The sequence below is a fragment of the Streptomyces sp. NRRL S-495 genome (assembly GCF_000966955.1).
Classification (GTDB): Bacteria; Actinomycetota; Actinomycetes; order Streptomycetales; family Streptomycetaceae; genus Kitasatospora; species Kitasatospora purpeofusca.
This window is the reverse complement of the sequence record NZ_JZWY01000520.1, coordinates 1-19,102: the sequence shown is the minus strand read 5'-3', so window position 1 is coordinate 19,102 and position 19,102 is coordinate 1. Positions and strand designations below refer to the sequence as shown.

Below are 19,102 nucleotides of genomic sequence, written 5' to 3'. Positions count from 1 at the left end.
TTGCTGCCCGTATTGCTGCGTCCGGTGCACCGAGAAACCGAGAATTCGGCCGCCCGGCCGCCCGGCGATGGCCCGGGTGCTGCCCCGGCGGGCACGGCGGCCTGCGGAGCCCCATCAAAATGGCGCTAAAACTCCCAGCTCAAGGCCCGGATCGCTGGCAAAGCGACGTCTTCGCCGTAGTCTCGAAGGCGAAGGGAACTGGTGTCCGGGATGGCCGCCAGCTTCGGTCGGATCAAGAATGGTGCACATGGGACGCGGCAGGCTACGGATCTACCTCGGGGCGGCCCCCGGGGTCGGCAAGACGTACGCCATGCTCGCCGAGGCGCACCGGCGGCTGGAGCGTGGCACGGACGTGGTGGTGGCGTTCGTCGAGGACCACGGGCGCCGGCACACGGCGGCACGGGTGGCGGGTCTCGAGCTGGTGCCGCGGCGGGAGCTGACGCACCGCGGGGCCGTGTTCACGGAGCTGGACCTGGACGCGCTGCTGGCACGCCGGCCGCAGGTGGCGCTGGTGGACGAGCTGGCGCACACCAATGTGCCGGGGTGCCGGAACGAGAAGCGCTGGCAGGACGTCGAGGAGCTGCTCGCGGCCGGGATCGATGTCGTCTCGACGGTGAACATCCAGCACCTGGAGTCGCTCGGGGACGTCGTCGAGGGCATCACCGGGGTGCGGCAGCGGGAGACCGTGCCGGACGAGGTGGTGCGCCGGGCGGATCAGATCGAGCTGGTCGACATGTCGCCGCAGGCGCTGCGGCGCCGGCTCGCGCACGGCAATGTGTACGCGCCGGAGAAGGTCGACGCGGCGCTCGCCAACTACTTCCGGCCGGGGAACCTGACGGCACTGCGGGAGCTGGCGCTGCTGTGGACGGCCGACCGGGTCGACGAGTACCTGCAGAAGTACCGGGCCGAGCAGGGGATCAAGGGCACCTGGCAGGCGCGCGAGCGGATCGTGGTCGGTCTGACGGGTGGTCCGGAGGGTGCCACGCTGATCCGCCGGGCGGCCCGGATCGCGGCCCGCGGATCCGGCGGCGAGCTGCTGGCCGTGCACATCTCCCGCTCGGACGGGCTGGCCGGGTCCGGCTCGGGGTCGTCGCAGACGCTGATCGAGCAGCGGGCGCTGGTGGAGGGCCTGGGGGGTTCGTACCACGCGGTGCTGGGGGACGATCCGGCTGCCGGACTGCTGGAGTTCGCGCGGGGGGTGAACGCGACCCAGATCGTGCTGGGCACCAGCCGCCGCCCGGCCTGGCAGTACATCTACGGGCCCGGTGTGAGCGGCACGGTGACCCGGGAGTCGGGCGACATCGATGTGCACATCGTCACCCACGAGCACGAGGCGAAGGGCCGGGGGCGGATTCCGATCCGCAGGGTGACCGATCTCGGCCGGACGCGGACGGTCGCGGGCTGGCTGATCGGGGTGGCGGGGCCGCCGTTGCTGGCGCTGCTGCTGATCAATGTGGACGGTCTCGGCCTGACCACGGACATGCTGCTGTTCCTGTCACTGACGGTGTGCGCGGCGCTGGTGGGCGGCCTGTACCCGGCGGTGGCCTCGGCGCTGGTCAGCTCCTCGGCGCTGAATTACTACTTCGCCCCACCGATCCACACCTTCACGATCGACGAGCCGCAGAACATCCTGGCGGTGGCGATATTCACCGCCGTCGGCATCGCCGTGGCCTCGGTGGTCGACCTGGCGGCCCGGCGGACCCATCAGGCGGCCCGCAGCCAGACCGAGGCGCAGACGCTCAGCGCGCTGGCGGGCACGGTCCTGCGCGGGGCGCCCAGCGGGGACGGGGTGCTGACCGCGCTGCTGGAGCAGGTCCGGGAGACCTTCCAGCAGGAATCGGCGGCGCTGCTGGAGCGGCCCGACCCGCTCGGGGCGTGGCACCCGGTGGCGACGGCGGGCCCGCGTCCGCCGGAGCGGCCGGAGACGGCCGACGTCGACGTGCCGGTCGGGGAGAACCTGGCCCTGGCGCTGCGGGGCCGGGTGCTGCCGGGCGAGGACCGGCGGCTGCTCGGGGCGTTCGCGGCCCAGGCGGCCGTGGTGCTGGAGCGCCGGCGGCTGGCGGGGGAGGCGGCGGCCGCGCGCCGCGAGGCGGAGGGCAACCGGATCCGGACCGCGCTGCTGGCGGCGGTCTCGCACGATCTGCGGACCCCGCTGGCCGGGATCAAGGCCTCGGTGAGCTCGCTCCGCTCGGCGGACGTGGAATGGGACGAGGCGGACGAGGCGGAGCTGCTGGCCGGTATCGAGGCGGGGGCGGACCGGCTCGACCACCTGATCAACAATCTGCTCGACATGAGCCGGCTGCAGACCGGTACGGTCACGCCGCTGATCCAGGAGACCGATCTGGACGAGGTGGTGCCGTTCGCGCTGGGCGGTGTCCCGCCGGGCGCCGTCCGGCTGGACGTGCCGGAGACCCTGCCGATGATCCTGGCGGACGGCGGGCTGCTGGAGCGCTCGCTCGCCAATCTGATCGAGAACGCCGTGAAGTACAGCCCGGAGGGAGTGAAGGTGCTGGTCAAGGCCGGTGCCCTGCGGCCGCCGGGCGAGCCGGGCCGGGTCGAGCTGCGGATCGTGGACCGGGGGCCGGGGGTGCCGGAGGATGCCAAGGAGCGGATCTTCGCGCCCTTCCAGCGCTACGGAGACGCGCCGCGCGGCGCCGGGGTGGGGCTGGGGCTCGCGGTGGCGCGGGGTTTCGTCGAGGCGATGAACGGGTCCGTGACCGCCGAGGACACCCCGGGCGGCGGGCTGACCATGGTGGTCACCCTGCCGGCCGCCGAGCGTGTGCCCGGGCCGGGGGACGCGCCGGGGCCCGAGCTTCCCGCGGCTCCCGCATGACCGCCTCCGCCCCGGGAGCCTCCGGTGCCGGACGGCTCCCTCCGCACGACCGCCTTCCCGGCGACCGGTTGCCCGAAGGCCGGGCGCCGAACGACCGCTTGCCCGACGACCACCTCCCGATCCGACTGCCCCGAAAGGCGGAGCCCGCATGACCCGGGTCCTCGTCGTGGACGACGAACCGCAGATCGTCCGCGCGCTGGTGATCAACCTCAAGGCCCGCAAGTACGAGGTCGACGCGGCGCACGACGGCGCGAGCGCCCTGGAGCTCGCCGCCGCCCGCCATCCCGACGTCGTCGTGCTCGACCTCGGCCTGCCCGACATGGACGGGGTCGAGGTGATCAGGGGCCTGCGCGGCTGGACCCGGGTGCCGATCATCGTGCTCTCGGCCCGGCACGCCTCCGACGAGAAGGTCGAGGCCCTGGACGCGGGCGCCGACGACTACGTCACCAAGCCCTTCGGCATGGACGAACTGCTCGCCCGGATGCGGGCCGCCGTCCGCCGGGCCGAGCCGGTCGCGGGGGAGGACGACTCGGTGGTGGTCACCGAGAGCTTCACCGTCGACCTGGCGGCGAAGAAGGTGAACCGGGACGGCGGCGACATCCGCCTTACCCCGACCGAGTGGCATCTGTTGGAGGTCCTGGTCCGCAACGCGGGCCGCCTGGTCAGCCAGACCCAGCTGCTCCAGGAGGTGTGGGGACCGGCCTACCGCACCGAGACGAACTATCTGCGGGTGTACCTCGCCCAGCTGCGGCGCAAGCTCGAACGGGACCCCTCCCACCCGCGCCACTTCATCACCGAGCCGGGGATGGGCTACCGCTTCGAGGCGTGAGCGGGCGGCCCTCCGGGTGCGTCCGACGGCCGCCGCGGGGCGTCCGGAGGAGCCCGCCGGGGCCCCGGGCGGCTTGCGCGGCCTGCCGCCGGGGGCCCCGGAACCGGTACCCTTCCGACATGAGTGGTGACAACAGCAGCGGCCAGCCACAGGGGCGCTTCCGCCGCATGCTCAGTCGGCTGACCTCCTCCGCGGAGGAGCTCCAGGCCGAGGAGCTGCGTCAGGAGATCGCGGCGGAGTCGGGCTGTACCCCGATCGCCAGCTGCGGGGACCGGGAACTGGTCACCGTCGCGGGCACCCTGCGCACCGTGACGCTGCGCCCGAGGGCCGGCGTGCCCGCCCTGGAGGCGGAGCTCTTCGACGGTACCGAGGCGCTGGACGTGGTCTGGCTCGGGCGCCGCTCCATCATGGGCATCGAGCCGGGGCGCCGTCTGGTCGCCAGCGGCCGGATCAGTCATGCGCGCGGTCGGCGGGTGCTGTTCAACCCCCGCTACGAGCTGCGTCCGGTCGGACACGGGAGCGAATGAGCGTGAGCAAGCAGTCCGGCGGCGATTCCGCCGCCCAGCTCGACCTGGCGGAGATCGACGCCGACGAGGCCGCCCGTCAGGCGCAGGCCTCGCGGGAGGCCGCCGACACGGTGATGAAGGCGTTCGGCGGGGTCCGGGGCATGATCGACATGACCCTGCCCGGTCTGGTCTTCATCGTCACCTACAACATCACCCACAAGGTGCCGGCGGCCGCTTGGGCGGCGCTGGCCCTGAGCGCGCTGTTCGTGGTGGCGCGGCTGCTGAAGCGGGAGACCGTCCAGCACGCCTTCAGCGGGGTGTTCGGCGTCGCGATCGGTGCCTGGATCTCGATGAAGACCGGCAAGGCGGAGAACTTCTACCTGCCCGGCCTGCTCTGGAACGTCGGCTACTGCGTGGGCCTGGCCGTGTCGGCGCTGGTCCGCTGGCCGCTGATCGGCATCATGCTCGGCCCGGTGACCGGTGAGATGTTCACCTGGCGCAAGGAGAACCCGGGCCGGCTGGCCGCCTACACCAAGGCCACCTGGGCCTGGGTGGTGATCATGGGCATCAAGCCGCTGATCCTCTTCCCGCTGTACTTCACCCACAACGTCAATCTGCTGGGCTGGCTCAAGGTCGCCCTGGGCATCCCGCCGCTGCTGCTGGCGATGTACGTGACCTGGCAGATCCTGCTGAAGGCGCCGCCGCCGATCAAGGCGCAGCTGGACGAGGAGCCGGGGACGGAGCCGGGGCAAGAGCAGCCCGGCCACGAGCACTCCGCGGGCGGTCCGGCCCGCAGGAACTGACCGGACCGGCACGCACGGCAGGAACGGCCGGGGGCCCGCACTCACGAAGAGTGCGGGCCCCCGGCCGTTTCCCGTACGGCGGTGCTACTGGGCGCCCGGGGAGCTGGAGAGCAGGTCCTCCAGCTCCTCCTCGCGCTCCTGGGCTGCCACGAAGAGCAGCTCGTCGCCGCCCTCCAGGGTGTCGTCCTTGCCCGGTACCAGTACCCGGCCCTCGCGGATGATCGTCACCAGGGCGGTGTCCTGCGGCCACGCCACGTCGCCGACCCGGGTGCCGACCAGCTCGGTGTCGGAGGCGAGGGTCAGCTCGACCAGGTTGGCGTTGCCCTGGCTGAAGCGCATCAGCCGGACCAGGTCGCCGACGCTGACGGCCTCCTCGACCAGGGCGGACATCAGGCGCGGGGTGGAGACGGCGACGTCCACGCCCCAGGACTCGTTGAAGAGCCACTCGTTCTTCGGGTTGTTCACCCGGGCGACCACTCGGGGCACCCCGTACTCGGTCTTCGCGAGCAGCGAGACGACCAGGTTGACCTTGTCGTCGCCGGTCGCGGCGATCACCACGTGGCAGCGCTGCAGCGCCGCCTCGTCGAGCGAGGTGATCTCGCAGGCGTCGGCCAGCAGCCACTCGGCCATGGGCACCCGTTCCACCGAGATGGAGTTCGGGTTCTTGTCGATCAGCAGGACCTCGTGGCCGTTCTCCAGCAGCTCGCCCGCGATCGAGCGGCCGACGGCGCCGGCTCCGGCAATGGCTACGCGCATCAGTGGCCCTCCTGCTCAGGGCCCCGCGCGAACGCGGCCTCGACCGTCGTCAGGTCGGCGCGGCGCAGCATCACGTGCACCAGGTCGCCCTCCTGAACCACCATCTGGGACGAGGGCAGCACGCCCTCGCCGAGCCGGGTGAGGAACGCCACCCGGGTGCCGGAGGCCTCCTCCAGCTCGCTCAGCCGGTGGCCGACCCACTCCGGGTTGTAGGCGACCTCGGCGAGCTGGACGGCGCCGCTCGGGTCCTGCCAGAGCGGCTCGGAGCCGCTCGGCAGCAGCCGGCGCAGCATCTGGTCCGCCGTCCAGCGGACGGTGGCGACGGTCGGGATGCCCAGGCGCTGGTAGACCTCGGCGCGACGGGGGTCGTAGATCCGGGCCGCGACGTTCTCCACACCGAAGTTCTCGCGGGCCACCCGGGCGGCGATGATGTTGGAGTTGTCACCGCTGGAGACGGCGGCGAAGGCGCCGGCCTCCTCGATGCCCGCCTCCTTCAGGGTGTCCTGGTCGAAGCCGACCCCGGTCACCCGGCGCCCGTTGAACCCGGCACCCAGCCGGCGGAACGACGTCGGGTCCTGGTCGACCACGGCCACCGAGTGACCCTGTTTCTCCAGTGCGCGGGCGAGCGCGGAGCCCACCCGGCCGCAGCCCATGATGACGATGTGCACCGGCGCTACCTCACCCGTCCCGTTGGGGCCATGACCTGCGCAAACACCGCTCAATCTCCGTTTCCCCGCCCCGGTGTCCGGGGTGGGCGTCCTCGTGGGGCTAGGTACGACAACCTGAGTGTTGCCGCCCTGCTCGTATCCGACACGCTAGCCGGTCCACCGAACACAGTCGCGACGAAGGGGCACCCCGACGGGCGGCAAGGGGGTGGCCCTTCGGACCCCGGCGTCGACTACCCCTACGATTCCTTAACGTGCCTATGCCGACTGACCTACCGAAACGCATCCTGATCGGGCGTGCGTTGCGCAGCGACAAGCTGGGGGAGACTCTGCTCCCCAAGCGCATCGCGCTGCCCGTCTTCGCCTCGGACGCGCTCTCCTCGGTCGCGTACGCGCCCGAGGAGATCCTGCTGACACTCTCCCTGGCGGGTGCCTCGGCCATCCACTTCTCGTGGCAGATCGGCGTCGTCGTCGCCATCGTCATGCTCGCCGTGGTGGCCTCCTACCGGCAGAACGTGCATGCCTACCCGAGCGGCGGCGGCGACTACGAGGTCGCCACCGTGAACCACGGCCCCAACTCCGGCCTGGTGGTCGCGAGCGCGCTGATGGTCGACTACATCCTCACCGTCGCGGTCTCCACCACCTCGGGCGTGGCCAACGTGGTGTCGGCGGTGCCGGCGCTGCGCGGCCACGAGCTGACGCTGTCGGTCGTCGTGGTCATCGTGCTGATGGGCATGAACCTGCGCGGCGTCCGGGAGTCCGGTTCGGCCTTCGCCGTCCCGACCTACGCCTTCATGGTCGGCGTGCTCGGCATGGTGGTGTACGGCGTGGTCCGGCACTTCGGCCTGGGGCAGGACATGCCCGCCGAGAGCGCCGGCTTCCACCTGGAACCGACCGCCGGGAACGAGTCCCTGGCGGGCTTCGCCATGGTGTTCCTGTTGCTCAAGGCGTTCTCCTCGGGCTGTGCGGCGCTGACCGGCGTGGAGGCGATCTCCAACGGCGTGCCCGCGTTCCGCAAGCCGAAGAGCAAGAACGCGGCGACCACCCTGCTGATGATGGCCAGCATCGCGGTCGTGATGTTCATGGGCATCATCTGGCTGGCCCGGCTGACCGGCGTCCAGATGGCCGAGGAGCCCGCGGAGCAGTTGGTCGGCGTGCCCGGCGACTACCACCAGAAGACCGCGCTGGCGCAGATCAGCGAGGCCGTGTTCTCCAACTTCACGCCGGGCTTCTACTTCGTCGCCGCCGTGACCGGCCTGATCCTGGTGCTGGCCGCGAACACCGCGTTCAACGGCTTCCCGGTGCTGGGCTCGATCCTGGCCCAGGACCGCTACCTGCCGCGCCAGCTGCACACCCGCGGCGACCGGCTGGCCTTCTCCAACGGCATCATCCTGCTGGCGCTGGCCGCGATCCTGTTCATCATCGCCTTCGACGCGGACCCGACCAGGCTGATCCAGCTCTACATCGTCGGCGTCTTCGTGTCGTTCAACATGAGCCAGTCCGGCATGATCCGGCACTGGACCAGGCACCTGCGCACCGAGACCGACCCGGCCAAGCGCCGCCACATGCAGCGCAGCCGGGCGATCAACACCTTCGGTCTGGTGATGACCATGGCCGTGCTGATCGTCGTGCTCGCCACCAAGATCAGCCACGCCTGGATCGCGATCGCGGCGATGGTCGTGCTGTTCGTGATGATGAAGGCGATCCGCCGGCACTACGACCGGGTGTCGGCGGAGCTGGTCGCCGCCGAGGAGCCGGACGACGTGGTGCTGCCCACCCGGGTGCACGCCATCGTCCTGGTCTCCAAGCTGCACAAGCCGGCGCTGCGCGCGCTGGCGTACGCGCGGCTCGCCCGGGCGCACACCCTGGAGGCGGTGACCGTGAACGTCGATCCGGCGGACACCGCGGCGCTGCGCGCGGAGTGGGACGAGCGCGGCATCGAGGTGCCGCTGAAGGTCCTGGACTCGCCGTACCGGGAGATCACCGCGCCGGTGCTGGACTACGTGAAGAACCTGCGCCGCAGCAGCCCGCGCGACGTGGTCTCGGTGTACATCCCGGAGTACGTGGTCGGCCACTGGTACGAGCACCTGCTGCACAACCAGAGCGCGCTGCGGCTGAAGGGCCGGCTGCTGTTCAAGCCGGGTGTGATGGTGACCTCGGTGCCGTGGCAGCTGGAGTCGTCCGAGCGGCGCCAGCCGCAGAAGGCCTGGTCGGCGCCGGGTGCGGTGCGACGTGGTGAGCCCCGGGCGCCGAAGGCCGTAAAGTCGGAAGTCTCGGCGAAGCCCGCCGGGTCGGCTGACAGCGGCAAGAAGGACTCCTCCCAGTGACCCGCAACACCCCGTCTCGTTCCAACGGCTCCTCCGGCAAGGGTGCCCGCAAGGGCGGTTCGTCCGGCCGGCCGGGGCAGGTCGCCCGGCCCCGCTGGGGCAAGCCGCAGCGGCCGGAGGCGACCGACCGCGACGGATTCACCGCGCGGACGGCGCCGCTCGCGCCGGAGGAGCGCGCTCCGGAGCGCACTGAGCGTGCTGAGCGCACCGACCGGCCGGAGAAGGCCGGGCGTACTGAGCGTGCCGAGCGGTCCGGGAGCGCCGGGCGGTCGGACCGGGCCGAGCGTGCGCCGCGCGGCGAGCGGGACGGCCGTTCGGACCGCCCGGACCGTTCCGACCGTTCCGACCGTTCGGGCCAGCAGGGGCAGTCGGGCGACCGGTCGAAGGACGGCGCGCGCCCGCGCAAGCAGGCCGTGCGCCCGCCCCGCGCGCTGCGCTCCACCGCCCGCGCGCCCCGCGCCGAGTCCGCGCCCAAGGCGCCCGCCGGCGACTCGCTGATCGGCGAGCGCTACGAGGTCGAGGTCGGTCCGGTCGCCCACGGCGGCGGGCACTGCGTGGCGCGGCACGAGGGCCGGGTGCTGTTCGTCCGGCACACGCTGCCGGGCGAGAAGGTGATCGTCCAGGTCACCGAGGGCACCTCCTCCTCGCGCTTCCTGCGCGCCGACGCGGTCGAGGTGCTGGAGCCCGCCAAGGAGCGGATCGCCCCGCCGTGCCCGTTCTCCGGGCCCGGCAAGTGCGGCGGCTGCGACTGGCAGCATGTGACGCCCGGCGGCCAGCGCAAGCTCAAGGTGCAGGTGCTGACCGAGCAGCTGGCCAAGCTGGCGGGCCTGACCCCGGCCGAGGCCGGCTGGGACGGCAGCGTCGAGCCGGTCGGCGACAAGCTGCCGGCCGGACAGGTGCCGGCCTGGCGCAGCCGGATCCAGTACGCCGTCGACCCGGGCACCGGCAAGGTCGGACTGCGCAAGCACCGCTCGCACGACATCCAGCCGATCGACCGCTGCCTGATCGCCACCGAGGGCGTCACCGAGCTGGGCGTGGAGGCGCACGACTGGCCGGGCGTCGCCTCGGTCGAGGTCATCGCCGCGGCCGGCTCCTCCGACCGCCAGGTGGTGCTCACCCCGGCCCCGGGCGCCCAGCTGCCGCTGGTCGAGCTGGACCGGCCGGTCTCCATCAGCCGCATCGACGAGCAGGGCAACACCCACCGGGTGCACGGCCGGAACTTCGTCCGCGAGCGCGCCGCCGGGCGGACCTGGCGGGTCAGCGACGGCGGCTTCTGGCAGATCCACCCCGAGGCCCCGGACACGCTGGTCGACGCCGTCCTGGACGGGCTGGACCCGCAGTGGGGCGAGAACGCGCTCGACCTGTACTGCGGGGTGGGCCTGTTCGCGGGCGCGCTGGCCGACCGGGTCGGCGAGGACGGGGCGGTGCTCGGCATCGAGTCCGGCAAGCAGGCGGTGGCCGACGCCCGGCACAACCTGGCCGCGCTGGAGAACGTCCAGATCGAGTGCGACCGGGTGGAGGCGCTGCTGCCGCGCACCGGCATCACCGCCACCGACCTCATCGTGCTCGACCCGCCGCGCGCGGGGGCCGGGCGGGAGACCGTCGCGCACCTGGCCGGTCTCGGCGCCCGCCGGATCGCGTACGTGGCGTGCGACCCGGCGGCGCTGGCCCGGGACCTCGGGTTCTTCCGCGAGGGCGGCTACCGTCCGGTGTCGCTGCGGGCGTTCGACCTGTTCCCGATGACGCACCACTTCGAGTGCGTGGCGATCCTGGAGCCGATCGCGGGCGCGTAGGTACGGGAGCGGCACGGGCCCGGCAGGGCGGTCCGGCACGCACAGGACGGAGGCGGTACCCGGCGTTCGCGCGGGTACCGCCTCCGTCGTCTCGTGGGCCGGTGCGGCGGCTCAGGGCAGGTTGTGCTCCTCTTCCCGGGCGTCGTGCGGCAGGTCGACGCCGTGCTGGGCGGCGAGCCGCAGCAGCCCGGCGATCCGGCCCTCGTACGCCTGGACGCCGTCGGCGTCCCCCTCGGCCCGGGCGGCCGCGAGTTCCTTGCGGGCCTGGTCGAGCTGCTCGCGCAGCTCCTGGTCGAACATGGCTGTCATTGCCGGCCTCCACAACCGGTCGGTGCCGCTCCAGGGAATGCTCAGGGCACTTCAGAGTCTCCGAAGGTGAAGAACTCTTCAAGTCTCACTCCCGGCGGGCCCGGGCGCGTCGGACGACGGGGGAGCGGGTAGTCGGTAGGGGCGTACGGCGGGCGTGCCGGTGGGGCGTGCGGGTGTACGCCGGCGGGGCGTGCGGCGGGATGCGCGAGCCCTTGTTGTGCTAGCACTTCGGCGCTAGCTTGAATTCATGGGTAAGAAGCAGCTGAACGTCCGGGTGGACGCCACCACCGCGGAGATGGCCCGGGAGCGGGCGGAGCAGCAGGGGATCAGCATGAACCAGTACATCGAACGCCTGGTCCAGCAGGACATGGGCGAGGCGGGGCGGGTGTTCGTCGACGCGGCCGCGCAGTTCATGAAGGAGTACGAGACGGCCTTCCTGGCCGAGTTCGGCGAGCAGCGGGGCGAGGCCGACCTCCAGGACGTGCGCCGTTGAAACTGGAGGTCGACCTCTCGTGGCTGCTCATGACCGCCGAGCAGTACACGCCCGGTGACCCGCAGGTCACCGACTACGGATCGCTGCTCGCCGCCGTCGCCCGGCACCAGGCCGAGATCTTCGACATCGCCGTCTACCCCGAGCCGCAGGACCGCGCCGCCGCCCTGATGCACCAGCTGATCCGGGTGCCGGCGCTGGAGAAGACCAACGAGCTGTTCGCCACCGCCGTCGCCTACGCCTATCTGGTGGCCAGCGGCTGCACGGTGGCCACCACCGCCCGTGAGGTGCGCAGCCTCGCCCGGGCCATCCGCGAGGGGCGGCTGACCGTCTCCGGGGTGGCGGACCGGCTGGCCGTCTGGGTGGTGGACGAGGCCGAGGACGAGGAGGTCAGCGGCGAGGACGACGACGACGCGGAGTGAGCGGCGGGGGCGGTCGAGCGGCTCAGTGGGATCCGGCGTCCGGTTCGGTGTCCGGTCCGGATTCGGCTCCCGGTTCGGCTCCCGGTTCGGCGATCAGTGCCGTCGCGAAGGAGCGGAAGCCCGCCCGGCGGTAGATCCGGGCCACGTCCTCGTCCGCGGCGGACAGGAACACCGTCCGCACCCCGCCGGCCCGGGCGTGCGCGACCAGGGCCGCGGTGACCGCCTGCGCGAGGCCCTGCCGGCGTGCCGAGGGGAGGGTGCCCACCCCGGCCACCTCGGTGACCTCGCCGACCGGGTTGTGCTGGCCCGCGCAGAGCGCCGTGCCGTCCGCGAACGCCGCCGCGAGCGTCGTCCTCCCGGCGGTGATCCGCCCGGCGAGCCGCTCCGCCGTCCCGTCGGCCTTCAACGCCTCGGCCCGCACGGCCAGTTCGGCCGGACCCGCGCTGCCCACACCGGTACCCGGCTCGCCGAACGCCAGGTGCGGAACGGCCAGCGCCTCGGCGAGGGCCGGGTCGTCGGCGGCCAGCACCCGCACCGATACGCCGTCCGGTCCGGAGGTGTCCCCGTGCCCGTGCCCGTCCCCGACCCCGTGCTCGTCCGGGTAGCCGTCCTGCGGGCCGAGCACCAGCAGCGGGTGCTCGTGCACGGTCAGCCCCGCCTCCTCCACGGCGGCGCGCAGCAGCGGGTCGTGCTCCGCCACCCACTCGAAGGCCTCCGGCAGTCCCAGCTCGCGCTGGCGGGCCCGCACCCGGCGGACGTCCGCCGCGGTGACGGCCGGACCCTCGTGGCCCAGCGCCGGCCGGGCGTAGTACGGCCAGCCGGCGCCCTCCGCGACGAACAGGCTGAGCGGGCCGAAGTCCTCGACCCGGGCGGAACTGCGCGGCACGGCGTCGTAGTAGCCCTCGATCGCTTCGAGGAGGGCCGGGTCGGGCTGTGCCGGGGCGGCGGTGAGAGGTCACGCCGTGCATCAAAGCAGGCCCGCCGCGTTCCCGCCGGGAATTTCGGACGCCCCGACCGGTCCCGCCCGGCTCCCGTGCGGACGTGACCTGCGGGGCGGCCCGGCGGCCGTTCGGCCCGGGCATTTCACCGCGATTGTTGCCGAACGCTTACAGGCTGGGCGATCTTGTGTACGGGCCGCGTGGCATCCTGGGGCCTTTACAGCTCTGCCGGGCGTGAACGGCGGACGTCCGCGCTGGGCGAAGCGAGGGGGATGACTGGCTCATGAGGCTCTGCTTTCTGGTGGAGGAGCACTACCGGCACGACGGCATGCCGCTCGACGTCGTACGCCAACTCACCGCGTGGGGGCACCGGGTGGACGTGCTGCGCCCCGGCGACTCGCTGATGGCGATCTCCGAGGCGGTCCGGGCCGGCAGCCACGACGCCTGGGTGCTCAAGACCGTCTCCGGCGGACCGGGCCTCACCCTGCTGGAGGCCGCCGCCGCCGTCGGCCTCACCACCGTCAACGACGTCCGGTCCATCCGCGGCGTCCGGGACAAGGCCCTCGCCTCCGTGATCGCCCGCACCCGGGGGCTGCCCGTCCCCGTCACCTACGCGGCCGCCCGCTGGGAACGGCTCGCCGAGATCCCCGCGGCCGAGTACCCGCTGGTCGTCAAGCCCGCCGACGGCAGCTCCGGGCGGGCCGTGCGGCTCGTCCGCGACCCCGGGCACCTCGCCGAACTCGGCCCCCTGCTGGCCGGCGAGGGCCTGCTGATCGCCCAGCCCTATGTGCCCAACTCCGGTACCGACCTCAAGGTGTACTGCGTCGACGGCGAGCTGTACGCGACCGAGCGGTGCTCGCCGCTCAACCCCGACCAGGGGGTGCGGGAGCGGCAGGTGCCGCTGCCCGCCGAGGTCGCGCGGATCGCCGCGCAGGTCGGCGAGGTGTTCGGGCTCGACCTCTACGGAGTCGACGTACTGCTCGGGCCGGACGGTCCGGTGGTCGTCGACATCAACGACTTCCCGAGCTTCCGGCAGGTGCCGGACGCGGTCGCGCGGGTGGCGCGGGCGGTGCTGCGGCTGGCCCGCACCGGCACGGCGGTCACGGCCCCCGCGGTGGCGCTGGACGCCTCGGGGCTGGAGGCGGTCGGGCTGGGGGCCGGGGCGGTCCGGATGCCCGCGCAGGGCGGCGGTGCGGCGGTCGGGGCCGGCGTCGGTGTCGGCGTCGCGAGCGGACTCGGGGGCGGTGGGGTCGCGGTCGGCGGTGCGGGCGTAGGTGGTGTGGGCGTGGGCGGTGTGGGCGTCGGTGGCATCGGGGCCGCGCCTGTCGGCGGCGCGATATGAGGATCGGTCTGATCACCTCCGCCCCGGACCACCCGGTGCTCGCCGCGACCGCCGCGCTGCTGACCGCGGGCGGTCACCACGTCGAGGCCCTCGACCCGGCGGCCGGTCCGGACGGGCCGTTCGACCCGCCCGCGGACGTCTACCTGCTCAAGGCGCACACCCCGGCGGCGCTCGCCCTCGCCCGGGGGCTGGAGGAGCGCGGCGTGCCCGTCGTCAACCCGGCCGCCGCCACCGAACTCTGCCAGGACCGCCTGGCCATGGCCGAACTCGCCCGGCGGGCCGGACTGCCCTTCGCGCCCACCCGCGCCGCCGCCGACCCCGCCGAACTGCTCGGGACGGTCGAGGCGGGGGAACTCCTCCTGCCGCTCGTCGTCAAGAGCCGGCACAGCCGCCGCCACGACCTCGTCGCCCGTGTCGACGACACGGCCCGGCTGCGGGCCCTCACCGAGGAGTGGCCGGACGAGCCCGTCGTCGCCCAGCCCTATCTGCCGAGCACCGGCTGGGACCAGAAGCTGTGGGTCGTCGCCGGGCAGCTGTTCTGCGCCCGCCGCCGCTCCGAGCTCGCCGGCCCCGAGCACACCGAACTCCCCGATGGCGCCGACGGGTTCGGGCCCGCCGAGCTGTCCGCCGAGCGGGCCGCCGTGGCGCTGCGGGCCGGGGAGGTGTTCGGCCTCGACGTCTACGGCGTCGACCTGCTGGACGGGCCGGGCGAACCGGTCGTCGTCGACGTCAACGCCTTCCCGGGCATCCGGGGGCAGGCCGGGGCGCCCGAGGCGCTCGCCGCGCTCGCCCTGCGCGTCGGCGCGGCGGGGAGGTCGGGGACGGCGGCCGGGGTGGCGGTGTCCGGGGTCCCTCGCCCGCGGGCGGACGCCACCGGCACCGGCGCCGCCGCCGTGACGCCCGCGCCGGCGGATGCGGGACCGGGCACCGCCGCTGGTTAGGCTGGCACTCCCGGCCCGAGCACACGACCGGGCCGCGAGAGAAGACGGACCCTTGCTGCAGGACATCGAGCCCTACCTGGCCTGCCCGCACTGCGCGCGGCCGCTCACCCTCGACGGGCGCACCCTGCGTTGCCCCGGCGGGCACAGCCACGACCTCGCCAAGCAGGGCTATGTCAGCCTGCTCGCGGGTGACGCCCACACCGGCACCGGGGACACCGCCGACATGGTCGCCGCCCGGGGCGACTTCCTCGCCGCCGGCCACTACCGGCCGATCGCCGACGCGCTCGCGGAGGCCGCCGTCGCGGCCGTCGCCGATGCCGATGCCGGTGGTGACAGTCCCGGGGAGTTGGTCGCCGACCTCGGCGCCGGTACCGGCCACTACCTCGCCCACGTCCTGGACGCCCTGCCCGGCCGGCCCGGCGCCGCCCTCGACATCTCCAAGTACGCGCTGCGCCGCGCCGCCAGGGCCCACCCCCGGATCGGCGCTGTGGTCTGCGACGCCTGGCGGCCGCTGCCCCTGCTGGACGCCTCCGCCGGACTCGTCCTCAATGTGTTCGCCCCGCGCAACGGACCCGAGATCCGCCGCGTGCTGCGGCCCGGCGGCACCCTGCTGCTGGTCTCGCCCACCGCCCGGCACCTGCGCGAACTCGTCGCCACCCTCGGCCTGTTGTCGGTCGACGAGGAGAAGCAGCGACGCATCGACGAGAAGCTCGGGCCCTACCTGACGCCCGCCGGGCGGCGCGAGGTCGAGTTCACCATGCGGCTGTCCGCCGAGGACGTGCGGACCGTGGTCGGCATGGGACCGAGCGCCTGGCACACCGACCCGGCCCGGCTCGCGGAGCGGCTCGCCGCACTGCCCGACCCGGTCGAGGTGACGGCGTCCGTCACCGTCGCCGCCTACCGGCGCTGAAACGGCGGGCCGCCCCCCGGTGCGGGGGCGGCGCGGGGCCGCCCGCCCGGCGTCCCGGCCTCGTGCCGGAGTCACCCCGATGGGATGAATCTGCCGGGCAGGCACGTTTCTGCCGCGCGACCGGCGGCTAACGTCCGACGGGTGAACCGCGACGCCACCCTCCCCGCCGTGCCGGCCCACCCGCAGCAGCGCACCCCGGAACCAGGCCCGGCGGCCGCGACCGCCCGGCGCCCGATCGTCGAGGAGCTCCGGCTCACCTCCTTCAAGTCCTACCGGCGCGCGACCCTCCCGCTCGCCCCCCTCACCGTGCTGCACGGCCCCGCCGGCGTCGGCAAGTCCAACGCGCTCGACGCCCTCGCCGTCCTCTCCCGACTCGCCCTCGGCGAGGAGATCGGCGAGTCCCTCGACGGCCGGCCCGGCACCACCGGGCCGCTCGCCGCCCCCGTCCGCGGCGGCCTCGCCGGGTGCGTGCCGCACGGCCGCAACGCCCTCATCCTCGGCTGCACCGTCCGCTCCCCGGACGGGCCGATCGCGCTGGAGGTCGTCATCCGCACCGACGGCCCCGTCCGCATCGCCAGGGAACAGCTCACCCTCGACGGCCGGACCCTCGTCGAGACCGGCGAACAGGACCTGCGCCACCACCGTGTCAACGTCAGCTGGCACAACGACACCCGGCAGGGCGACATCCGCGCCCCCTTCCCCAGCGGCACCCTGGTCACCGCCCAGATCCCGCTGCGCGTCGCCGGATCCTCGCCCGGCGAACGCAAGGTCCTCGCCGCCGCCGAACAACTGCTCACCGCGCTGCGCGAGGTCTTCCCCGTCTGCCCCGTGCCCGCCCTGATGCGGGGCTGGGCCCGCCCCCATCCGGAGGCCAGGCTGCTCAGCTCGGCCGCCAACATCTCCGCCGTCGTCGCCCGGCTCGGCAACGAGTGCGGCCGCCGGTTCGGGCAGCTGCTGCGCGTCGTCCAGTCCGCCGCCCCGCACCCGCTGCTCGGCCTCGACCTCGCCCACCGCGGCACCGGCGCCGACCGGCGGGTGCTCGCCGTGTTCGACGAGGGCGTCCTCGGCCGCACCGGGGCCGACCAGGCCTCCGACGGCATGCTCCGCCACCTCGCCTTCGCCGCCGTGCTGCTCACCGGCGCCGCCGTGCTGGACCTCGACGTGGCCGCCGAGGTGCCGTGGGCACAGCGGCAGCTCACCGTGCTGGCGGAGGACCTCGGCGCCGGGCTCTCCACGGACCAGGCGGCCTCGCTGCTGCGGCTCGCCCGCGACATGTCGGGGCGCAACCAGCTGCGGGTGCTCGCCACGCTGCAGGAGCCGGCGGCGGCCCGGGACGCCCTGGGCGGGCCGGGCGAACTGCCGGCCGGGGTGGCGGTGGTGGAGTGCCGGCGAGATCCGGGCTCGGGGTTCACGGTGCTGCGGACGGAGACGGCGCGGGTGCCGGTCCAGGCGGTGCGCGACGGTGCGCCGGCGCTTTCGGGGCCGGGCTCGGGATCGGGCGCGGTGCCGGGGTCGGCGGCGGGATCGGGCCCGGCGGCGGGGTCGACGTCGGCGTCGCCGGAGCCCGGGGTGCCGGGCCCCGGGGCCGACCGGACGGCGGGCGATGCGGTAGACCTGGACGGGTGAACGAACGACACACGGAACCCGCCGGGCCGACCCTGGAGGAGCTGCGGCAGCGGCTCGTGGACTTCGCCGCGGCCCGCCGCTGGGAGCCCTTCCACACCCCCAAGAACCTTGCCTCGGCCCTGACCGTGGAGGCCGGTGAGCTGCTGGAGATCTTCCAGTGGCTCACCCCCGAGCAGGCGGCCGCCGTGATGGCCGAACCGGACCGCGCCCACCGGGTGCGGGACGAGGTGGCCGATGTGCTCGCCTACCTGCTCCAGTTCTGCACGGCCGTCGGGGTCGATCCGCTGACGGCCCTGGCGGCCAAGATCGAGCGGAACGAACTGCGCTTCCCGGTCCCCGGCACCCCCGCCGAGGGCGAGGAAGTCAACCCGTAGGACGGCTCATAACCCCTGCGGGGGACCGAAGTTGTCCACAGCCCCCGGGTTGTCCACAGGTTTCCGAAGTCAGGATGCGCCACCCCTTCGCCCCGTCGCACCCTCTCACCGTGACCGCGCGGCAGAGCGCCGCGCGGGCGACGGAAGGGGTGACCGGCCGTGGAAGCGCTGCGACTGATCAAGACCGCCCGGCACGCCCTGGCGGAGACCAGGAACGTCCCCGACGTGCTGGCCGAGGCCCGGCAGGCCGCGCTGCTCACCGAGGCGGTGGCCACCCGGCTCGCCAGATCGGGGGAGGAGGGGCTCTCCGGCCTCGGGCAGCTGCTGGCCGAGGCGGCCACCCACGCGGCCTGCTGCCTGGAGCATCCCGAGGAGGGCGCCTCCTCGGCGTCCGCCTTCGGGCCGGGCGGCCGGGCCCGAAGGCTCACCGAGCTCGGGGAGTTCGGGCCGATGCTCGACGAACTCGGCCGGCTGCTGCGTGACATGGGGGAGACGCTGGTGGTGCTGGCCTGCGGGGCCGACACCGAAAGCCTCTACTGGGCCTGTATCGACGGGGTCGACGCGGGAGCGGAGTGCACTCAGCTGGTCGGCCAACTGCTCGACGCCGTACGGCAGATGGCGGGCGAGCGGCCCGAGGAGCACGACGCGGAGCCGTGCGGGGCGGCGGAGGGCGGGCCCGGGGAGCCGTTCGGGCCGGACGGGGCCCGACGGCTCCCCGAACCGGCGACGGAGCACGAGGAGCGGTTACTGGTGCTCCGGCTCGACCCGCCGGGTCAGCGGGCGGCGGAGGGCCCGCCGTCCTCGCCGCCGGCGGAAGCGGTCGGGGCGGGGGAGGTGGTACGGGCACCGATGGCCTGAAGGTCGGCGAGGTCCGCGGTCACCGAGGCGAGCAGCTCCTGCATCTGCTCCAACAGGCTCTTCGGGGCGGCCGGCGCCGCCGCCCCGTCGGCGGTGGGGTACTGCGAGGTGGTGGACACCCCGGACCAGGGCTCGGACATGAGGGGACCTCTTCGGATCGGTGGTGCGGTGTGGAGCGGTTGGCGGGCGGCCGGACGCGGCCCCGCCGCTGCAACCAACGAACACCCCGCCGCGCGGTCACCGGCCACCACTCGATGCGGTCCAACCGCCGGTACGGGTAGGCCGACCGGGTGACTCCGGGCTTGCCGCCACCGACCGGCCTGGGCTACGGCCGCCCGGGCGCGCGGAGGGCTGCCGAGGGCCTGTCTCTTATACACATC

General features: G+C 73.8%; 19 protein-coding genes. 14 read left to right on the top strand and 5 right to left on the bottom strand.

The features are described from left to right. The first annotated feature begins 247 nt into the window (after positions 1-247). The 4 genes from VR45_RS25750 (at position 248) to VR45_RS25735 (ending at position 4,971) form a co-directional block, all read left to right on the top strand. Positions 248-2,833 (top strand): sensor histidine kinase KdpD, encoded by a 2,586-nt coding sequence (locus VR45_RS25750; protein ID WP_045942222.1) that lies wholly within the window; start codon positions 248-250, stop codon positions 2,831-2,833. Positions 2,834-2,981: 148 nt separating this feature from the next. Next, the gene (locus VR45_RS25745; protein ID WP_030397355.1) at positions 2,982-3,662 is read left to right on the top strand and encodes a response regulator; all 681 of its coding nucleotides are present in this window, start codon (positions 2,982-2,984) and stop codon (positions 3,660-3,662) included. Positions 3,663-3,781: 119 nt separating this feature from the next. Further along, positions 3,782-4,189 (top strand): OB-fold nucleic acid binding domain-containing protein, encoded by a 408-nt coding sequence (locus VR45_RS25740; RefSeq protein WP_030397356.1) that lies wholly within the window; start codon positions 3,782-3,784, stop codon positions 4,187-4,189. Positions 4,190-4,191: 2 nt separating this feature from the next. Continuing rightward, positions 4,192-4,971 carry a DUF3159 domain-containing protein gene (locus tag VR45_RS25735; protein WP_234326157.1) on the top strand — a complete coding sequence of 260 codons (780 nt, stop codon included), beginning with the start codon at positions 4,192-4,194 and terminating at the stop codon, positions 4,969-4,971. Positions 4,972-5,055: 84 nt separating this feature from the next. Here the strand turns inward: VR45_RS25735 and VR45_RS25730 are convergent, their stop codons facing one another. Together VR45_RS25730 and VR45_RS25725 are read right to left on the bottom strand one after the other, a co-directional pair. After that, positions 5,056-5,727, bottom strand: a complete 672-nt coding sequence (locus VR45_RS25730; protein WP_045942214.1) for a TrkA family potassium uptake protein — start codon at positions 5,725-5,727, stop codon at positions 5,056-5,058. After that, on the bottom strand, positions 5,727-6,395 hold the full coding sequence (locus tag VR45_RS25725; RefSeq protein ID WP_045942213.1) for a TrkA family potassium uptake protein: 669 nt from the start codon (positions 6,393-6,395) through the stop codon (positions 5,727-5,729). The genes VR45_RS25730 and VR45_RS25725 overlap by 1 nt, the downstream gene beginning before the upstream one ends. Before the next feature lie 251 nt (positions 6,396-6,646). Between VR45_RS25725 and VR45_RS25720 the strand changes: the two genes are divergently transcribed. Both VR45_RS25720 and VR45_RS25715 read left to right on the top strand, forming a co-directional pair. Beyond that, positions 6,647-8,719 carry an APC family permease gene (locus tag VR45_RS25720; protein ID WP_107084263.1) on the top strand — a complete coding sequence of 691 codons (2,073 nt, stop codon included), beginning with the start codon at positions 6,647-6,649 and terminating at the stop codon, positions 8,717-8,719. A gap of 431 nt (positions 8,720-9,150) precedes the next feature. After that, the gene (locus tag VR45_RS25715) at positions 9,151-10,512 is read left to right on the top strand and encodes a class I SAM-dependent RNA methyltransferase (protein ID WP_045942220.1); all 1,362 of its coding nucleotides are present in this window, start codon (positions 9,151-9,153) and stop codon (positions 10,510-10,512) included. A 111-nt stretch (positions 10,513-10,623) separates the two neighbouring features. On the opposite strand, the gene VR45_RS25710 is transcribed toward VR45_RS25715, so the two are convergent. Continuing rightward, positions 10,624-10,821: a hypothetical protein gene (locus VR45_RS25710; RefSeq protein ID WP_149030414.1), complete on the bottom strand. Its 198-nt coding sequence runs from the start codon at positions 10,819-10,821 to the stop codon at positions 10,624-10,626. 247 nt (positions 10,822-11,068) lie between these two features. Here VR45_RS25710 and VR45_RS25705 point away from each other — a divergent pair, with 247 nt between their 5' ends. Beyond that, positions 11,069-11,314 (top strand): toxin-antitoxin system HicB family antitoxin, encoded by a 246-nt coding sequence (locus VR45_RS25705; protein ID WP_030397363.1) that lies wholly within the window; start codon positions 11,069-11,071, stop codon positions 11,312-11,314. After that, the gene (locus tag VR45_RS25700; RefSeq protein WP_045942211.1) at positions 11,311-11,733 is read left to right on the top strand and encodes a hypothetical protein; all 423 of its coding nucleotides are present in this window, start codon (positions 11,311-11,313) and stop codon (positions 11,731-11,733) included. The genes VR45_RS25705 and VR45_RS25700 overlap by 4 nt, the downstream gene beginning before the upstream one ends. Before the next feature lie 22 nt (positions 11,734-11,755). On the opposite strand, the gene VR45_RS25695 is transcribed toward VR45_RS25700, so the two are convergent. Next, complete coding sequence (locus VR45_RS25695; RefSeq protein ID WP_234326155.1) at positions 11,756-12,619, bottom strand: GNAT family N-acetyltransferase; 864 nt, start codon at positions 12,617-12,619, stop codon at positions 11,756-11,758. A gap of 335 nt (positions 12,620-12,954) precedes the next feature. Here VR45_RS25695 and VR45_RS25690 point away from each other — a divergent pair, with 335 nt between their 5' ends. The 6 genes from VR45_RS25690 (at position 12,955) to VR45_RS42670 (ending at position 18,722) form a co-directional block, all read left to right on the top strand. Next, positions 12,955-14,013: a hypothetical protein gene (locus VR45_RS25690; protein WP_078896828.1), complete on the top strand. Its 1,059-nt coding sequence runs from the start codon at positions 12,955-12,957 to the stop codon at positions 14,011-14,013. After that, positions 14,010-14,954, top strand: coding sequence for a hypothetical protein (locus VR45_RS25685; RefSeq protein ID WP_063772547.1), 945 nt, complete (start codon positions 14,010-14,012; stop codon positions 14,952-14,954). The genes VR45_RS25690 and VR45_RS25685 overlap by 4 nt, the downstream gene beginning before the upstream one ends. Before the next feature lie 52 nt (positions 14,955-15,006). Next, positions 15,007-15,864, top strand: a complete 858-nt coding sequence (locus VR45_RS25680) for a putative RNA methyltransferase (protein ID WP_045942209.1) — start codon at positions 15,007-15,009, stop codon at positions 15,862-15,864. Between the two features lie 141 nt (positions 15,865-16,005). After that, entirely contained in the window at positions 16,006-17,490 is a 1,485-nt protein-coding gene (locus VR45_RS47210; RefSeq protein WP_052709368.1) for a hypothetical protein, read from the top strand. Next, the gene (locus tag VR45_RS25670; protein WP_234326153.1) at positions 17,487-17,864 is read left to right on the top strand and encodes a nucleotide pyrophosphohydrolase; all 378 of its coding nucleotides are present in this window, start codon (positions 17,487-17,489) and stop codon (positions 17,862-17,864) included. The genes VR45_RS47210 and VR45_RS25670 overlap by 4 nt, the downstream gene beginning before the upstream one ends. 159 nt (positions 17,865-18,023) lie before the next feature. Continuing rightward, entirely contained in the window at positions 18,024-18,722 is a 699-nt protein-coding gene (locus tag VR45_RS42670) for a DUF6099 family protein (RefSeq protein WP_052709367.1), read from the top strand. Here the strand turns inward: VR45_RS42670 and VR45_RS45915 are convergent. Further along, on the bottom strand, positions 18,638-18,862 hold the full coding sequence (locus VR45_RS45915) for a hypothetical protein (RefSeq protein WP_045942208.1): 225 nt from the start codon (positions 18,860-18,862) through the stop codon (positions 18,638-18,640). The two genes, VR45_RS42670 and VR45_RS45915, sit on opposite strands and share 85 nt — an antisense overlap. Positions 18,863-19,102: the final 240 nt, after the last annotated feature.